We start from the raw sequence: 15,251 nt of genomic DNA on the forward strand, positions 1-15,251 counted from the left end.
CGATGAGTCAGGCGCAGGATCACGAGCACGTCGGGCCTGCCGTGCCGCAGACCCGCACCGCACGCCACCGCCGGATCGTGGACATCCTCAACCGGCAACCGGTGCGATCCCAGAGCCAGTTGGCGAAGCTGCTCGCCGACGACGGGCTGAGCGTCACGCAGGCGACGCTCTCCCGGGACCTGGACGAGCTGAACGCGGTGAAGATCCGCAACAACGACGGCGACCTCATCTACGCGGTGCCGAGCGAGGGCGGTTTCCGCACCCCGCGCGCGCCGCTGGGGGAGTCGGCGAAGGAGGAGCGGATGCGGCGGCTCTCGGCGGAGCTGCTGATCTCCGCGGAGGCGTCCGCGAACCTCGTGGTTCTCCGTACCCCGCCGGGGGCGGCGCAGTTTCTCGCCTCCGCCATCGACCAGGCCGAGCTGCAGGACATTCTCGGGACGATCGCCGGGGATGACACGTTGCTGCTGATCAGTCGTGATCCGACGGGTGGGCAGGCTCTGGCCGATCATTTGCTGCGGTTGGCCCAGAACAATCATTGAGCTGTACGACGGTGGAGGCGCACCCCCGGTTGGGGCGCGCCTCCACCGTCGTCTTTCGGGTGCGGGTTGGAGAACCTCACCCCAGACGTTGAGCCAGGCCCCCGGTGCATCTGACCTCGTCTCCCGCCGTGATCAGTAAGGCCTCGATGTCGGGGAGGGACTCCAGCCAGGTCAGGGCCTCTCGGGAGCCCATCGCGAAGGCCGCTGTCGCCCATGCGTCCACCCAGGTCAGGCGGGGGCCCACCACGGTCACGGCGACCAGGTCGGTGACCGCGGAGCGGCCGGTGCGGGGGTCGACGATGTGGGCGCCGCGCTCGGCGGTGCCGGAGGTGGCCACCGACAGTTCGTCGACTCCGGCGGCGGAGACCACGGCCGCGAGTGAACCAGGACGCAGCGGGTCCGAGACGCCGACCCGCCACGGGCGGTGCGTGCCGGGCGCGCCGAGCAGCTGGACGTCGCCGCCGCCGTTCACGCTGACTCCGGTCGCGCCGGCCGCCGCCAGGTGCCGGGCCACGCGCTCGGTCGCCCAGCCCTTGACGATCCCGGTCGGGTCGAGCCGGCCCTCGTACGTCGAGCTGAACCAGCCGTCACTGACCCGCTCCGCCTCGGCGCACAGGCCGAGCACCTCGGCGACCTCCGGATCGCACTCCTCGACCGTCAGCTCCCCGCGCGCGAGGCGCGAGATCTGGCTGTCCTCCCGATAGGTGCTGAACACCTCGTCCACTTGGTGGAGTTGGGTGACCGCCTCCTCCAACGCGGTTCGCACGGCCGTGGGTTCGCCGCCGCGCACGTCGAAGGAGAAGACGGTGCCCATGACCTCTTCCGCGTGCCGCAGGGCGGGCGGCTCCTGGTCCGGGTCAGCCACCGGCCTTGTCCAGGGCCGACTGCAGGGACTGCTTGTAACCGGTGCTGGTGTAGGTGGCACCGGAGACGGCGTCGATGGTCGCGTTCCCGGCCGCGACCGCCTCCTGGTTGAGCTTGGGCACGGCCATCGCGGTCTTCTGGTCGCTCAGCCCGCCCTTGGGCGCCTGCACGGCCTCGGACTTGGTGATCTTTCCGCCGCTGACGGTGATACGGACCTGGACGGGCCCGTACTGGGTCTGGGCGACGCTTCCGGTGACCGTCTTGGCCTGTGCGGCGGGCGCCTGGGACGACGAGGAGCCGGCGGAGCCAGAGGAGCCCGCACCGGCGGACCCGGTCGATCCGGTGGCCCCTGAGGAACCGCTGCCGCTCGCCTTGGCCTTGTCGAGGGCCGACTGCAGCGACTTCTTGTATCCGGCGCTCGTGTAGCTGGCGCCCGACACCGCGTCGATGTTCGCGCTGCCCGCGGCGACGGCCTCCTGGTTCAGCTTGGGCACGGAGGCGTTGCTGACCTCGGTGCTGCGTCCGCCGCTGGGAATCTGGACGACCTCGGACTTGATGATCTTTCCGCCGCTGACGATGATACGGACCTGGACCGGCCCGTACTGGGTCTGCGCGACGTCACCGGTGACCGTCTGGGCCCCCGTGGACGACTGCTGCGCGCTGCCGCCCTGGGGCGACTCCTGCCCTGCCACCGACTGCTGGGGCGCGGCGCCCTGTGCCGACGCGGACGCCGGATCGGAGGCGGGCTTCAGCGACAGCAGCAGGACGATTCCGGACACGGTGGCGGCGCCGGCCAGCACGACACGCCGCAAGGGGTGGCTCTTCTTCATCGCTCCTGACTCCCGTCGCTCACATCTCGAACGACTCGTGATGGATGCGGCGGGCGGGAACCCCCGCGCCGCGCAGTGCTTCGTAGACCTGCTGCGCGAAGCCGGGCGGCCCGCACATGAAGACGTCGTGGCGGTCGATGTCCGGCAGCTTGCGGCTCAGGGTCTCCGCAGAGATGTCCGGGCGCTCGCCCTCGGGGCTGTTCACCGCGTACATCAGCCGGGCCCCGCGCTCCTCGGCGATCGCCGCCAGCTCGTCCCACAGGGCCAGGTCCTGGGTGGTGTTGGCCCGGTAGAGCAGCGTCAGGTCGCCCGCCGCGCCGGGCAGCGTCTCGAACAGCGCCCGCATCGGAGTGATGCCGACCCCGCCCGCCACCAGCAGCACCTTGCCGCGGCTGCGCTTGCCCGCCGTCAGCGCCCCGTACGGGCCCTCGGCCCAGACCCGGGTGCCGGGCCGCAGGTCGCGCAGCGCCGAGCTGTGGTCGCCGATCGCCTTCACCGTGATGCGCAGCATGTTGGGGCGGGGCGCCGCCGACAGCGAGTACGGGTGCGAGCTGAGCCGCATGCCCGGCGCCAGGAAGCGCCAGCGGAAGAACTGCCCGGCCTCGGCGCCCATGCGGTGCAGCTTGCGCCCGCTGATCAGCACCGAGACGATCCCGGGGGTCTCCTCGATCACGGCCTCCACCCGCATCCGGTGCTTCAGGTTCAGCCGGATCGGCGAGAGGATGCGGTACCAGATCACCAGGGCCGTCACCGAGCCGTACAGCCCGTACCAGACCGTCTTGGCGGTCGGCTCGACGGCGAACTCGTTGCCCGTGGACAGCTGGTGCCAGAACGTCAGGAAGACGGCGGCGTAGGTGAGCAGGTGGATGTGGTACCAGGTGTCGTAGCCCATCCTGCGGCGCACCGGGCCCATGGAGAGCAGGCCGATCAGGAACAGCAGACCGGTGCCGATCGCCGCCTTGCCCATGTCGGGCAGCTGGTTGATCGAGTCGATGGTCTGCTGGACGATGTCGCCGAAGCTCTTGCCGGCCTGCAGCGCGTAGCCCCACATGATCAGCACGAGGTGCGCCAGCACCAGACAGATCGTGTACCGGCCGCTCATGGCGTGCCAGCGCGCCACCCGGTCCGAGCCCACCCGGCGCTCCAGGGCGGGCACCCGTGCCATCTGCAGCACCACCAGCGCCATCAGATATCCCGCGAGCAGCCCGGTGATCCGGCCCGCGTTGAGGATCTTGCTGTTGTCGTCGGCGATGGAGGGGGTGTTGCTCCACCACAGCCAGATGACCCCGGCCGCGCCCGCCCCGACGGCGAGCAGCAGTGGGACGGCGGGGGAGCGTCGTGGGCGAATACGGCGCAAGGTCTGGCGCCGCGCGGCGCGGCCACCGGCGATCGTGGACACGGTTCCTCCGTGGTCGTCCGTGGGGACGGGGCTGAGGGAGAGGCCCCTGGCCCAGAGATACGGGCCCCGACGGCCGTGCGTTCAGTGGCCTGCCGAGTCCAGTGCCGATTGGAGGGACTGCTTGTATCCGCCGCTGGTGTACGTGGCCCCCGAGACGGAGTCGATCTGGGCGCTCTGCGCGGCCAGCGCCTCCCTCCTGAGCTGGGGAAGGGCGTAACTGTTGATCTCCTGGTCCCGTGGGTTGTCCGAGGGATAGGAGACCGCGGTCACATCGGTGATCTTGCCGTTCTTCAGCGTGACGCGCACCTGGACGGGGCCCCAGCGGGTCTGGACCGTGTCACCGGTGACGGTCTTGGTGCCCGTGCTCTTCCCGCTCCCGGACGAGCCTCCCGATGAGCTTCCCGACGAGTTTCCCGACGAGCTTCCGGAGGAGCTTCCGGGTGAAGGTGACTGTCCGGCGGACGACGACGTCTGCGCCACGGTCGGCGGGGTGTGCGGCTTGAGCGACAGCAGCAGGACGAATCCGGTGACGGTGGTGGCGGCCGCCAGCGTCACGCGGCGCAGCGGACGGTGCTTCTTCAGGGCGTGCAAGGCGACCTCACAGCTCGAACGACTCGTGGTGGATACGCCGGTCGGGGACCCCGGCCGCGCGCAGCGCCCCGTACAGGTCCCGCGCCATGGCGGGTGGACCGCACAGATAGACGGCATGCCCGACGAGGTCGGGCACGGCCTCCCGCAGGGACTCGGCGGTGAACCGCGGACGTGTCCCGTCGGCGCCGTTGACCGCGTACAGGACGCGCGCCCCACGCCACTGCGCTATCGCCTCCAGCTCGGTGCCGAGCGCCAGGTCCTCGGCCGTGCTCGCCCGGTAGAGCAGCGTCACGTCGCCGGGCCCGCCGGGCAGCGTCTCGAACAGGGCACGCAGCGGTGTGATGCCGACGCCGCCGGCGATCAGCAGCGCCTTGCGTCCGGTGTGCCGCTCGGCGGTCAGCGCGCCGTAGGGGCCCTCCGCCCACACCCGGGTGCCGGGCCGCAGCAGCCCCACGGCGGCACTGTGGTCGCCGAGCGCCTTCACGGTGATCCGCATCAGGTCGGGGCGCGGCGGGGCCGACAGCGAGTACGGCGTCGAGGTCCACCGCATCCCGTCGGAGAGGAACCGCCAGCGGAAGAACTGCCCCGCCTCGGCGCCGAGTTCGTCCAGCCGTTCCCCGCGTACGACGATGGAGAAGACGCCGGGCGCCTCGCGGTGCACGGACTCCACGCACAGCTTGTGGCGCAGGTTGAGCCGTACCGGGGTGAGCAGCCGGAACCAGACGACCAGGGCGGCCGTGCCCAGGTAGAGCACGTACCAGGCGGCCTGGGCGGTGGTGCTGCCGACGAAGTCCGAGCCCAGCGCGAGCTGGTGGAAGAAGGTGAGGAACACGGCCACGTACGTCAGCAGGTGCAGGTAGTACCAGAACTCGTGGCTGATCCGGCGGCGGGCCGCGCGGGCCGAGGTGATCCCGACGGCGAAGAGGATGAGGGTGCCGGTCGTGGCCTTGAGCATGTCCGGGTAGTCGAACACCACGCTCAGTGTCTCGTGCACGATGCCCGCCCCGTCCTGGGCGGCGTACCCGAAGAGGATCAGCGTGACATGCGCCACCAGCAGGCAGACCGTGTACCGGCCGGCCATGGCGTGCCAGCGGGCCACCCGGTCGGAGCCGATCCGCCGCTCCAGCAGGGGCACCCGGGCCATCAGCGCCACGAGGACCGCGCAGCTGTAGCCGCACAGCAGCCCGGCGATCCGCCCGGCGTCCGTCAGCCATCCGGCGAGGCCCACCACCGACCGCGTGTCGTACCACCACAGGGCGACGACCGCGCCGGCCCCGGCCCACAGCAGGGCCAGCAGGGGCCCGGCGGGCGAGGGGCGCGGTCGTCTGCGTGCGCGTGACGGGCGAGGGACCGCTGTCCGCTCGTACACCGTGGTCATATGTCCGTCCTTCCGGCTGTCCCGGAGGAAACTGTGCTTCGGCAACTTCTGAGCAGCCTCTGAACGGGCGCCCCCGTCGCGGATTCACAGGAAACAGAGAGCGGACCATGCGGCTCAGAGGAACGGCTCAGAGCAAACTCAGAGGCGGGAGAGGCGCTGCCGTCTCCCACGAGGGGTGATCCTGGAAGACGACATGAACACTCCTCGCTCCCGAGGCAGCGGCCTGCCCTCGCTCACCCGCCCCGACGGCACCCCCGTACGGGTCCTCGTTGTCGACGACGACCCCGACCTGGCCGAGGTGCTCTCCGGCGCCCTGCGCTACGAGGGCTGGGAGGTCCGGACGGCGGCCGACGGGGCCTCGGCCGTCACCGAGGCACGCGAGCTGATGCCGGACGCCGTCGTCCTCGACGTGATGCTCCCGGACACCGACGGCTTCGCCGTGCTGCGCACCCTGCACACCGTGCACCCCGGAGTCTGTGTGCTCTTCCTCACCGCGCGGGACGCCGTCGAGGACCGCATCGCGGGCATCACGGCGGGCGGCGACGACTACGTGACCAAGCCGTTCAGCCTGGAGGAGGTCGTCGCCCGGCTGCGCGGCCTGCTGCGCCGCGCGGGCATGGCCCGGCAACTGGACGAGGGCCCGCGTCTGACCGTCGGCGACCTCGTGATGGACGAGGAGGCCCGCGAGGTGACCCGGGGCGGCGAGCTGGTCGAGCTGTCGCCGACCGAGTTCGAACTGCTGCGCTTTCTCATGCGCAACCCGCGCCGGGTGCTCAGCAAGGCGCAGATCCTCGACCGTGTCTGGTCCTACGACTTCGGCGGTCAGGCCCATGTCGTGGAGCTGTACATCTCGTATCTGCGCAAAAAGGTGGACGCGGGCCGTGAGCCCATGATCCACACGGTGCGGGGCGCCGGGTACGTGATCAAGCCGGTGGTCGGACGATGAGTCGGCACCGGTGGCCACGGGTGCGGGCGGCCGTACGGCGGCTGCCGCTCCCGCGCACGATGCGGGCCCGCCTCACCGCAGGGCTCCTGGTGCTGCTCGCCGTCAGCTGCGCCGCCGTCGGGGTGGCAGCGGTGTACGAACTGAACGGCTTCCTCACCGGCCGCCTCGACCAGCAGCTGCACGACGTGGGGGTGCGGTTCCCCGCGAGCCTGGAGCACGGGGCCGGGGTGAAGAAGTCCGACCACGACGGCGACGAGAACGGCGACACCCGGCGGCAGAGCACCGGCACCTTCGGCGCGCGGCTGGTCGGCCGGGACGTCACCAACGCGGCGGTCGTGCCTTCCGGCCAGAACATCACCGACCTGAACGTGTCCCTGACCACCTCCGACCGGCAGACCCTGGCCGCCATCCCCACCGACGGCCGCGCCCACACCGTCTGCCTGTCGGCACTCGGCGACTACCGCGTGACGGCGGCGCGCGGACTGGACGGCGACGTCCTGATCGCCGGGCTGCCGATGGAACCGGTCCGGGCCGCCGTGCACCGCCTGGAACTGGTCGCCGGCGGTGTCTTCGGCCTGGCACTCGTGGTCGCCGGAGTCGCCGGAGCCCTGTGGGTGCGCTGGTCGCTGCGCCCACTGAGCCGGGTCGCCGCGACCGCGACCCGGGTCAGCGAGCTGCCGCTCGCCAGCGGTGAGGTGGCGCTGCCGCCGCGTGCGCCTGAGCAGGACCCGCGCAGCGAGGTGGGGCGCCTCGCCGGCGCCTTCAACCGGATGCTCGGCCATGTCGAGGACGCGCTGACCAAGCGGCACGCGAGCGAGGAACGGCTGCGCAGCTTCGCGGCCGACGCCAGCCATGAGCTGCGCACACCGGTCGCCTCGGTGCGCGGCCACGCCGAGCTGGCGCTGCTGCACCCGGACCCGGTGCCGCCCAAGGTCACCCGGGCCCTCGAACGCATCGCCGCCGAGTCGGCGCGGATGGGCGAGATGGTCGACGACCTTCTCCTGCTCGCCCGCCTGGACGCGGGCCGCCCCCTGGAGCGCCTTCCCGTCGACCTCACCCACCTTGTCCTCGACTCGGTCACCGACGCCCGCGCCGCGGGCCCCGACCACCGCTGGACGCTGGAACTCCCGGAGGAACCGGTCATGGTGACGGGGGACACCCACCGCCTCCAACAGGTGTTGGCCAACCTGTTGGCCAACGCCCGTTGGCACACGCCCGTTGGCACCAAGGTCACGGTGTCCCTGGAGACCGACGCCAAAACGGCCGTCCTGACGGTCCACGACGACGGCCCGGGAGTCCCGGAGGACGTCCAGCCCGGCGTCTTCGAACGCTTCACCAGAGCCGACCGCCGCCGCACCGGTGGCGCGGGCGGTGGCGCGGGCCTGGGACTGTCCATCGTGGCGGCCGTGGCGGAGGCCCACGGCGGCACGGTCGAGCTGGAGAGCCGTCCGGGGGCGACGACGTTCACGGTTCGTCTCTCGAGCAACGGTGGCGGAGGCGCCCCCTAAGGGGCGCGGGGAACTGCGCGACCAGCCACGGACGACCGGCAGACGCCCACGACCCTGGCTCCGACGGCGCTCAGTACCGCGTGATCGCCGTTACCCCACTCACCGTCCCGATCGACATCCGCGGCCCCCGCGCAGGATCGACCCACCCGAGAACCCGCCGCATCGCGTCCGCCGACACCGACACACAACCAGCGGTCGCCGCCCGCCCGTTGACGTGCAGGAAGATTCCCGCGCCCCGGCCCCGCACGGGCCGCTCGTAGTTGAACCCCACGACCAGGGCGTAGGCGTACTGCCTCTCGTGCGCGATCAGATGCTCGGACTCGGACGCTCGGCAGTCGGCCGGCCGCGGCTCGGTCCACCGGTTGTAGGAACGGGAGTCGTTGTCCTGGCACCACCAGGACTCCTCCCGCACCCGCCGGTACGGAACCGCGGTACCGCCCGGCGCGGCCTTGATCCCGAAGGCGAACGGAAGGTCGTACAGCCCCGTGGGTGTCGTGTCAGACCCCTGCTTGCGCGAGCCCCCCTCCACCAGCCCCTTCGCCCCGAAGCGCGCCGCCGCCGAACCGGCCTTCACCCAGTGCCCGTCCCGCCGGTCCCACCAGGTGAGCGTGCCCGACGTCGAGTCCCCGCGGGGCGCCTGAGCCGTGATCAGCTGGCTGCCGCCACCGGTGTCCACCATCTGTTCAGGGAGAGTGGGGGGATCACTGGGGGCCAGGGCGAGCAGGGACGCGGACGCGAGGGCGGCGGCTGCGAGGCGCATGGCTCAGACCGTACGGGGAGGCAGCGGGAGCGGCAGGCCGGGCAGGCCGTCCAGGCTCGTCGCCACATGGTCCTTCTTGGTGAAGTACTCGCTCAGCGAGGCGTCGTCCTCGCGCGCGAAGCGCTTGCCGTGCAGGTCGCGGTCCGCTTCGTACGACATGAAGGGCACCGCGTAGCCGCAGGTGTCCCGGACGAGTTCGGCGGTCACGACGATGATCGCGCGCAGACCGTGCGGGGTCGGGTCGATGCCGGGGAAGTGCGTGAGCAGTTCCTCGAAGCGGGGGTCGTCACGGAAGACGGGCTCGCCGTGGCCATGCACCCGGACGATGTTCGGCGGGCCCTGGAAGGCGCACCACATGAGGGTGATCCGGCCGTTCTCCCGGAGGTGGGCGATCGTCTCCGCGTTGCTGCCGGCGAAGTCCAGGTAGGCGACGGTGAGTTCGTCGAGCACGACGAACGAGCCGGTGAGGCCCTTGGGGGAGAGGTTGACCGTGCCGTCCCCGGACAGGGGTGCGGTCGCGGTGAAGAAGAGGGGCTGCGCCTCGATGAACGACCGCAGCCTGCCGTCTATGCGCTCATAAGTCTTTCCCATGTCTAATGATTATTGGGCAAGACCGTTCGTCTGTCTAAGGAATTCACTCGTCCGGCGCATTCGTTCACGTGGCGGACGGCCCCGTGGCCGCTGCGCCCCGGTCGGCGGACGGGGAGCAGCGGCCACGGAAGACGTCACTTGTTGAGCGTGCAGGTCGCGAGGGAGTCCAGACCCGTGGGCTTGGCCGCGGTGCGGCCGATGGAGATGGCGATGCGGTCGATGGTCGACTTCCGCTTGTCCGCGAGGGGGCCGAGGATCGCGTTCTGCACGAAGTTCGGTCCGCCCTGGCCGACGGTGTTCGCCAGTCGGGTGTTCGCCTCGGTGATCTGAGTGTTCAGGAGTGTCAGGTTGCGGGTGACCTCGGCCTGCGCGGAGGCGGGGATCGCGGGCAGCTTCGAGGCGACGTCCGGGCAGGTGATGGTGCCGGCGGCGCTGGTGCTGCCGGTGTTGCCCGCGTTCCCCGTGTTTCCGTTGTTCCCCGTGTTGCCGGCCTGCTGGGTGGCCGTCGCGCTCGGGGCCGCGGTGGCCGCGGCGCCGCCCGCGTTCACGCCGTTCGCGTTCAGCGTGCAGGGCGCGAGCGAGTCGAGACCCGTGGGCTTGGCCGCGGTGCGGCCGATCGCGGTGGCGATGCGGTTGATCGTCGCCACCCGCTTGTCCTTGAGGGGGCCGAGGATCGCGTTCTGCACGAAGTTGGGGCCGCCCTGGCCGACGGTGTCGACGAGCCGCTTGTCGGCCTCGGCGATCTGGGTGTCCAGCAGGGTGAGGTTGCGGGTGACCTCGGCCTGCGCCGAGGCGGGGATCGCGGGCAGGCTCGGCGCGACGGCCGGGCAGTTCACGGTGCCCGGGGAGGTCGCGGCCTTGGTGGTGGCGTTCGTGCCGCTCTTGGACGTCTCCCCGGCCAAGGCGTTGCCGGCGATCACCGCTCCGGAGAGCACCACCGCGGCGGTGCCGCCGATCATCAGGACGCGGCGCTTGTTGTACTTCGGAAGGGCCCTGGACATGCGGAAGCCTCACTCGGTTCGGGGGTGGGGGACCGTCCGGTGGTCGTCCGGGCGGTCCGTTGCTCGTCGCGCCTCGGTCTGCGAAGACCTCGGCGGCACAAACCTCGGTGTACGAACACCTCGGTGTACAAAAACGCGGCGCCTGCGTTCGGAGAGAGGTACGAGAAAGCGCGTTCCATCGTTCAAACACCCTCGGACATTTTCGATCAGGGTTCTCCATGACCCCTCGAGGGTGACCGAGATTGACGAATCATGCGGAGTACTGCATACTCATGCATAACAGCGATATGCAGTGTGAGGAGAAACCCGTGACCGAGCGCGTCGTACTCGCCTACTCGGGCGGTCTGGACACCTCCGTCGCCATCGGCTGGATCGCCGAGGAGACGGGCGCCGAGGTCATCGCCGTCGCGGTCGACGTCGGTCAGGGCGGCGAGGACCTGGACGTCATCCGCAAGCGCGCGCTCGCCTGCGGTGCCGTCGAGGCCGAGGTCGCGGACGCCAAGGACGAGTTCGCCGAGGAGTACTGCCTCCCGGCGATCAAGGCCAACGCCCTCTACATGGACCGCTATCCGCTGGTGTCGGCCCTCTCCCGGCCGACCATCGTCAAGCACCTCGTCGCCGCCGCCCACAAGCACGGCGCCACCACGGTCGCCCACGGCTGCACCGGCAAGGGCAACGACCAGGTGCGGTTCGAGGCCGGCATCGTCGCCCTCGCCCCCGACCTCAAGTGCATCGCCCCGGTCCGCGACTACGCGATGACCCGTGACAAGGCGATCGCCTTCTGCGAGCAGAAGAACCTCCCGATCGCCACCACCAAGAAGTCCCCCTACTCCATCGACCAGAACGTCTTCGGGCGCGCGGTCGAGACGGGCTTCCTGGAGGACATCTGGAACGCGCCGATCGAGGACATCTACGAGTACACCTCGAACCCGGCCGAGGCCCGCGAGGCCGACGAGGTCGTCATCTCCTTCAAGGAGGGCGTCCCGGTCGCCGTCGACGGCAGGCCCGTCACCGTCCTGCAGGCCATCCAGCAGCTCAACGAGCGCGCCGGCGCCCAGGGCATCGGCCGGATCGACATGGTCGAGGACCGGCTCGTGGGCATCAAGTCCCGCGAGGTGTACGAGGCCCCGGGCGCGATCGCGCTCATCACGGCCCACCAGGAGCTGGAGAACGTCACCGTCGAGCGTGAACTCGCCCGCTACAAGCGGCAGGTGGAGCAGCGCTGGGGCGAACTGGTCTACGACGGCCAGTGGTTCTCCCCGCTCAAGCGCGCCCTGGACGGCTTCATCGACGAGGCCAACCAGCACGTCAACGGCGACATCCGGATGACCCTGCACGGCGGCCGCGCGGTCGTCACCGGACGGCGCTCCGAGACCTCGCTCTACGACTTCGACCTGGCGACGTACGACACGGGCGACACCTTCGACCAGGCCGCCGCCAAGGGCTTCATCGACATCTACAGCCTGTCGTCGAAGATCGCCGCGAAGCGGGACCTGGCGTAACGGCTCGCGCGGCGGCTCGCGTTCGACGAGGTTCACTCCACACGCATTAGCCTGACAGCCGCCTCCTCACTCAAGGGTGGGGAGGCGGCGGCACATCCAGACCTTCCGAGGAGCAACGCAAGTGAGCAGCAACAGCGGTGACGTCCGGCTCTGGGGCGGCCGTTTCGCCGACGGTCCCGCCGAGGCGCTGGCCAAGCTGTCCGCGTCCGTCCACTTCGACTGGCGGCTCGCGCCGTACGACATCGCCGGATCGCGCGCCCACGCGCGCGTGCTGCACAAGGCGAACCTCCTTGACGACGACGAGCTGACGCGGATGCTCGCGGGCCTCGACCAGCTCGAAGCCGACGTCGCGGACGGCTCCTTCGTGGGCACCATCGCCGACGAGGACGTGCACACGGCCCTGGAACGCGGGCTGCTGGAGCGCCTCGGCCCCGACCTCGGCGGCAAGCTGCGCGCGGGTCGCTCCCGCAACGACCAGGTCGCGACGCTCTTCCGCATGTGCCTGCGCGACCACGCCCGTACGATCGGCGGTCTGATCGCCGACCTCCAGGACGCGCTGATCGGCCTCGCGGAGGCGCACCCGGACGTGGCGATGCCCGGCCGTACGCACCTCCAGCACGCCCAGCCGGTGCTCTTCGCCCACCATGTCCTGGCTCACGTCCAGCCGCTGTCCCGGGACGCGGAGCGGCTGCGCCAGTGGGACGAGCGGACGGCGGTCTCGCCGTACGGCTCCGGCGCGCTCGCGGGCAGCAGCCTCGGCCTGGACCCGGAGTCGGTGGCGAGGGACCTCGGGTTCGAGCACGGTTCCGTCGCGAACTCGATCGACGGCACGGCCTCCCGTGACTTCGTGGCGGAGTTCGCCTTCATCACCGCGATGATCGGCGTGAACCTCTCCCGGATCGCCGAGGAGATCATCATCTGGAACACGAAGGAGTTCTCCTTCGTCACCCTGCACGACGCCTTCTCCACCGGCTCGTCGATCATGCCGCAGAAGAAGAACCCGGACATCGCCGAGCTGGCGCGCGGCAAGTCGGGCCGTCTGATCGGCAACCTGACGGGCCTGATGGCGACGCTCAAGGCGCTTCCGCTCGCGTACAACCGCGACCTCCAGGAGGACAAGGAGCCGGTCTTCGACTCCATCGACCAGCTCGAGGTCCTGCTCCCGGCCTTCACCGGCATGATGGCCACCCTGACCGTGCACCGCGAGCGCATGGAGGAACTGGCCCCGGCCGGCTTCTCGCTCGCCACGGACATCGCCGAGTGGCTGGTCAAGCAGGGCGTGCCGTTCCGCGTCGCCCACGAGGTCGCCGGCGAGTGCGTCAAGGTCGCCGAGGCCGACGGCAAGGAGCTGAACGACCTCACCGACGAGCAGTTCGCGAAGATCTCCGCCCATCTCACCCCCGAGGTGCGCTCCGTCCTGAACGTCCCGGGTGCCCTCGCCTCCCGCGACGGCCGAGGCGGTACGGCACCCAGCGCGGTCGCCATCCAGCTCGCCGAGGTGAAGTCGGACGTGGCGGCCCAGCACGCGTGGGCCACGGCCAAGAAGAAGCGGTAAGAAGAGCGCCCCCAAAGGGGCGCGGGGAGCTGCGCGACAAGCCACGACGAACGCGCACTCGCCGAAGCACCGTACGCACCGAGCCCTGAGGCGGGAGCCGAAGGTCATCGCGGGTTACGTTGGTCAGGAGCCGCACCGGAGCCGACCGAACGGAGCCCGCGATGCCCTTCGCCCGTCTCGAGACCGCCACGACGCCCACCTGTCACATCGGCCTGGGCCTCGCCGCCGTCGGCCGCCCGGGGTACATCAACCTCGGCCGAGACCATGACCTCGGAGAGAACCGCAGCGTCGAAACGCTGCGCGCCCGCACCCATGAACTCCTCGACGCCGCCTACGCCCAGGGCGTGCGCTACTTCGACGCGGCCCGCTCCTACGGCCGTTCGGAGGAGTTCCTCGCCGACTGGCTGAAGAGCCGGCCGGACGTCGACGACGTGGTCATCGGCAGCAAGTGGGGCTACACGTACACCGCGGACTGGACCACCGACGCCGAGAAGCACGAGGTCAAGGACCATACCCTCGCCACGTACGAGCGACAGCGCGCCGAGACCGCCGCGTTGCTCGGTGACCGGCTCGACCTCTACCAGATCCACTCGGTGACCCCGGACAGCCCGGCCCTCACCGACAAGGAACTCCACGCGAAACTCGCCGAGGCGGCCGCCCAGGGCCTTTCGATCGGTTTCTCCACGAGCGGGCCCGCCCAGGCGGACGCCATCCGCGCCGCGCTCGCCGTGACGGTCGACGGCGAGCCCCTCTTCCGTACCGTCCAGTCCACGTACAACGTCCTGGAGACCTCGGCGGCTCCCGCCCTCGCCGAGGCGCGCGACGCCGGGCTCGCGGTGATCGTCAAGGAGGGCATGGCCAACGGCCGCCTGGCCGCCGAGCACGCCCCGGAAGCGGTACGGGCGATCGCCGAGGAGACGGGCCTCGGCGCGGACGCCGTCGCCCTCGCGCTGATCCTGCGGCAGCCCTGGGCCGGAGTCGTCCTCTCGGGTGCGGCCACCTCCGCCCAGCTCGCCTCGAACCTGCACGCGGCGGTCGTCGACCTGGACGAGGACCAGCTGGGCCGCCTCGCGACGCTCGCGGAGGACCCGTACGTGTACTGGGAGCGGCGCGGGCAGCTGCCCTGGCACTGACCAGGGCGGAAGGTTCAGACACCGCAAAAGCTGACGAAACGGGACGCGGGTGAGACTCGTACGCTCCTGATGAGACAAAGATGTCTCACATGGAGTACAGTTGTCTCATGGCCGTCGACCGTGACCACGTGCTGCGCAGCGCAGCCGCCCTGCTCACCCGCAAATCCACCGCCACCATGGACGAGGTCGCCAGGGCGGCCGGGATCAGCCGGGCCACGCTGCATCGCCAGTTCGCCGGACGGGACGCGCTCGTCCGGGCGCTGGAAGCCCTCGGCATCGAGGAGTGCGAGGCGGCGCTTGAGGCAGCCCGCCTCGACGAGGGCGCCGCTCAGGAGGCCCTGCGCCGCCTGGTGAAGGAGCTCGAACGGGTGGCCGGGCTGCTCGCCTTCCTCTACACCGAGAACCAGCTGTTCGAGGGCGAGGGGCAGAACGAGGGCTGGGCCCGGCTCGATGCCCGGATGGCCGCCCTGTTCCGGCGCGGCCAGGAAGGCGGCGAGTTCCGCATCGACCTCAGCCCCGCCTGGCTCACCGAGGCGCTCTACGGGCTGATGGCCTCGGGCGCGTGGGCCGTGACCGAGGGCCGCGTCGCCGCCAGGGACTTCCACTACATGATCGTCGAGCTGCTGCTCGGCGGCGCACTACGGAGAGAGTGAT

General features: G+C 70.7%; 15 protein-coding genes. 7 read left to right on the top strand and 8 right to left on the bottom strand.

Features of this window, described 5'->3' with window-relative positions:
- Positions 1-2 precede the first annotated feature (2 nt).
- Positions 3-539 (top strand): arginine repressor, encoded by a 537-nt coding sequence (locus ACIQTP_RS08955; protein WP_067365722.1) that lies wholly within the window; start codon positions 3-5, stop codon positions 537-539.
- Positions 540-615: 76 nt separating this feature from the next.
- Here ACIQTP_RS08955 and ACIQTP_RS08960 read toward each other — a convergent pair whose 3' ends face one another.
- From ACIQTP_RS08960 to ACIQTP_RS08980, 5 genes are all read right to left on the bottom strand, one after another.
- Positions 616-1,353: an FAD:protein FMN transferase gene (locus ACIQTP_RS08960; protein WP_403398148.1), complete on the bottom strand. Its 738-nt coding sequence runs from the start codon at positions 1,351-1,353 to the stop codon at positions 616-618.
- Positions 1,354-1,396: 43 nt separating this feature from the next.
- Positions 1,397-2,233 (bottom strand): FMN-binding protein, encoded by an 837-nt coding sequence (locus ACIQTP_RS08965; protein WP_403397746.1) that lies wholly within the window; start codon positions 2,231-2,233, stop codon positions 1,397-1,399.
- A gap of 19 nt (positions 2,234-2,252) precedes the next feature.
- Complete coding sequence (locus tag ACIQTP_RS08970) at positions 2,253-3,632, bottom strand: ferric reductase-like transmembrane domain-containing protein (RefSeq protein WP_180293074.1); 1,380 nt, start codon at positions 3,630-3,632, stop codon at positions 2,253-2,255.
- 81 nt (positions 3,633-3,713) lie between these two features.
- Positions 3,714-4,223 carry an FMN-binding protein gene (locus ACIQTP_RS08975; protein ID WP_403397750.1) on the bottom strand — a complete coding sequence of 170 codons (510 nt, stop codon included), beginning with the start codon at positions 4,221-4,223 and terminating at the stop codon, positions 3,714-3,716.
- Positions 4,224-4,230: 7 nt separating this feature from the next.
- Positions 4,231-5,601 (bottom strand): ferric reductase-like transmembrane domain-containing protein, encoded by a 1,371-nt coding sequence (locus tag ACIQTP_RS08980; RefSeq protein WP_403397751.1) that lies wholly within the window; start codon positions 5,599-5,601, stop codon positions 4,231-4,233.
- 193 nt (positions 5,602-5,794) lie between these two features.
- Between ACIQTP_RS08980 and ACIQTP_RS08985 the strand changes: the two genes are divergently transcribed.
- Complete coding sequence (locus ACIQTP_RS08985; protein ID WP_402051864.1) at positions 5,795-6,547, top strand: response regulator transcription factor; 753 nt, start codon at positions 5,795-5,797, stop codon at positions 6,545-6,547.
- On the top strand, positions 6,544-8,055 hold the full coding sequence (locus ACIQTP_RS08990; protein ID WP_403397753.1) for a sensor histidine kinase: 1,512 nt from the start codon (positions 6,544-6,546) through the stop codon (positions 8,053-8,055). Before ACIQTP_RS08985 ends, ACIQTP_RS08990 begins: the two co-directional genes overlap by 4 nt.
- 70 nt (positions 8,056-8,125) lie before the next feature.
- On the opposite strand, the gene ACIQTP_RS08995 is transcribed toward ACIQTP_RS08990, so the two are convergent.
- The 3 genes from ACIQTP_RS08995 to ACIQTP_RS09005 all read right to left on the bottom strand — a co-directional run bounded on the left by ACIQTP_RS08995 (position 8,126) and on the right by ACIQTP_RS09005 (position 10,407).
- Positions 8,126-8,815, bottom strand: a complete 690-nt coding sequence (locus ACIQTP_RS08995) for a L,D-transpeptidase (RefSeq protein WP_403397756.1) — start codon at positions 8,813-8,815, stop codon at positions 8,126-8,128.
- A gap of 3 nt (positions 8,816-8,818) precedes the next feature.
- Positions 8,819-9,406, bottom strand: coding sequence for a pyridoxamine 5'-phosphate oxidase family protein (locus ACIQTP_RS09000; RefSeq protein ID WP_067365745.1), 588 nt, complete (start codon positions 9,404-9,406; stop codon positions 8,819-8,821).
- 134 nt (positions 9,407-9,540) lie between these two features.
- Positions 9,541-10,407: a hypothetical protein gene (locus ACIQTP_RS09005; protein WP_403397759.1), complete on the bottom strand. Its 867-nt coding sequence runs from the start codon at positions 10,405-10,407 to the stop codon at positions 9,541-9,543.
- A gap of 308 nt (positions 10,408-10,715) precedes the next feature.
- On the opposite strand from ACIQTP_RS09005, the gene ACIQTP_RS09010 reads away from it, so the two are divergent.
- The 4 genes from ACIQTP_RS09010 (at position 10,716) to ACIQTP_RS09025 (ending at position 15,250) form a co-directional block, all read left to right on the top strand.
- Positions 10,716-11,909, top strand: a complete 1,194-nt coding sequence (locus ACIQTP_RS09010; RefSeq protein WP_403397761.1) for an argininosuccinate synthase — start codon at positions 10,716-10,718, stop codon at positions 11,907-11,909.
- A 121-nt stretch (positions 11,910-12,030) separates the two neighbouring features.
- Positions 12,031-13,464 (top strand): argininosuccinate lyase, encoded by a 1,434-nt coding sequence (gene argH / locus ACIQTP_RS09015; protein WP_403397763.1) that lies wholly within the window; start codon positions 12,031-12,033, stop codon positions 13,462-13,464.
- A gap of 161 nt (positions 13,465-13,625) precedes the next feature.
- Positions 13,626-14,597 (top strand): aldo/keto reductase, encoded by a 972-nt coding sequence (locus ACIQTP_RS09020; RefSeq protein ID WP_403397765.1) that lies wholly within the window; start codon positions 13,626-13,628, stop codon positions 14,595-14,597.
- Between the two features lie 107 nt (positions 14,598-14,704).
- The gene (locus ACIQTP_RS09025) at positions 14,705-15,250 is read left to right on the top strand and encodes a TetR/AcrR family transcriptional regulator (RefSeq protein ID WP_403397767.1); all 546 of its coding nucleotides are present in this window, start codon (positions 14,705-14,707) and stop codon (positions 15,248-15,250) included.
- Position 15,251 lies beyond the last annotated feature (1 nt).

Source organism: Streptomyces sp. NPDC090798 (assembly GCF_044768965.1).
Lineage (GTDB): Bacteria > Actinomycetota > Actinomycetes > Streptomycetales > Streptomycetaceae > Streptomyces.

What these genes read in the sequence shown, in the direction of transcription:
- ACIQTP_RS09020 (WP_403397765.1), top strand. Translation starts at nt 13,626, where the DNA reads ATGCCCTTCGCCCGTCTCGAGACCGCCACGACGCCCACCTGTCACATC.
- ACIQTP_RS09005 (WP_403397759.1), bottom strand. Translation starts at nt 10,407, where the DNA reads ATGTCCAGGGCCCTTCCGAAGTACAACAAGCGCCGCGTCCTGATGATC.
- ACIQTP_RS08995 (WP_403397756.1), bottom strand. Translation starts at nt 8,815, where the DNA reads ATGCGCCTCGCAGCCGCCGCCCTCGCGTCCGCGTCCCTGCTCGCCCTG.
- ACIQTP_RS08955 (WP_067365722.1), top strand. Translation starts at nt 3, where the DNA reads ATGAGTCAGGCGCAGGATCACGAGCACGTCGGGCCTGCCGTGCCGCAG.
- ACIQTP_RS08990 (WP_403397753.1), top strand. Translation starts at nt 6,544, where the DNA reads ATGAGTCGGCACCGGTGGCCACGGGTGCGGGCGGCCGTACGGCGGCTG.
- ACIQTP_RS08960 (WP_403398148.1), bottom strand. Translation starts at nt 1,353, where the DNA reads ATGGGCACCGTCTTCTCCTTCGACGTGCGCGGCGGCGAACCCACGGCC.
- ACIQTP_RS08985 (WP_402051864.1), top strand. Translation starts at nt 5,795, where the DNA reads ATGAACACTCCTCGCTCCCGAGGCAGCGGCCTGCCCTCGCTCACCCGC.
- ACIQTP_RS09000 (WP_067365745.1), bottom strand. Translation starts at nt 9,406, where the DNA reads ATGGGAAAGACTTATGAGCGCATAGACGGCAGGCTGCGGTCGTTCATC.
- ACIQTP_RS09025 (WP_403397767.1), top strand. Translation starts at nt 14,705, where the DNA reads ATGGCCGTCGACCGTGACCACGTGCTGCGCAGCGCAGCCGCCCTGCTC.
- ACIQTP_RS08980 (WP_403397751.1), bottom strand. Translation starts at nt 5,601, where the DNA reads ATGACCACGGTGTACGAGCGGACAGCGGTCCCTCGCCCGTCACGCGCA.
- ACIQTP_RS08965 (WP_403397746.1), bottom strand. Translation starts at nt 2,233, where the DNA reads ATGAAGAAGAGCCACCCCTTGCGGCGTGTCGTGCTGGCCGGCGCCGCC.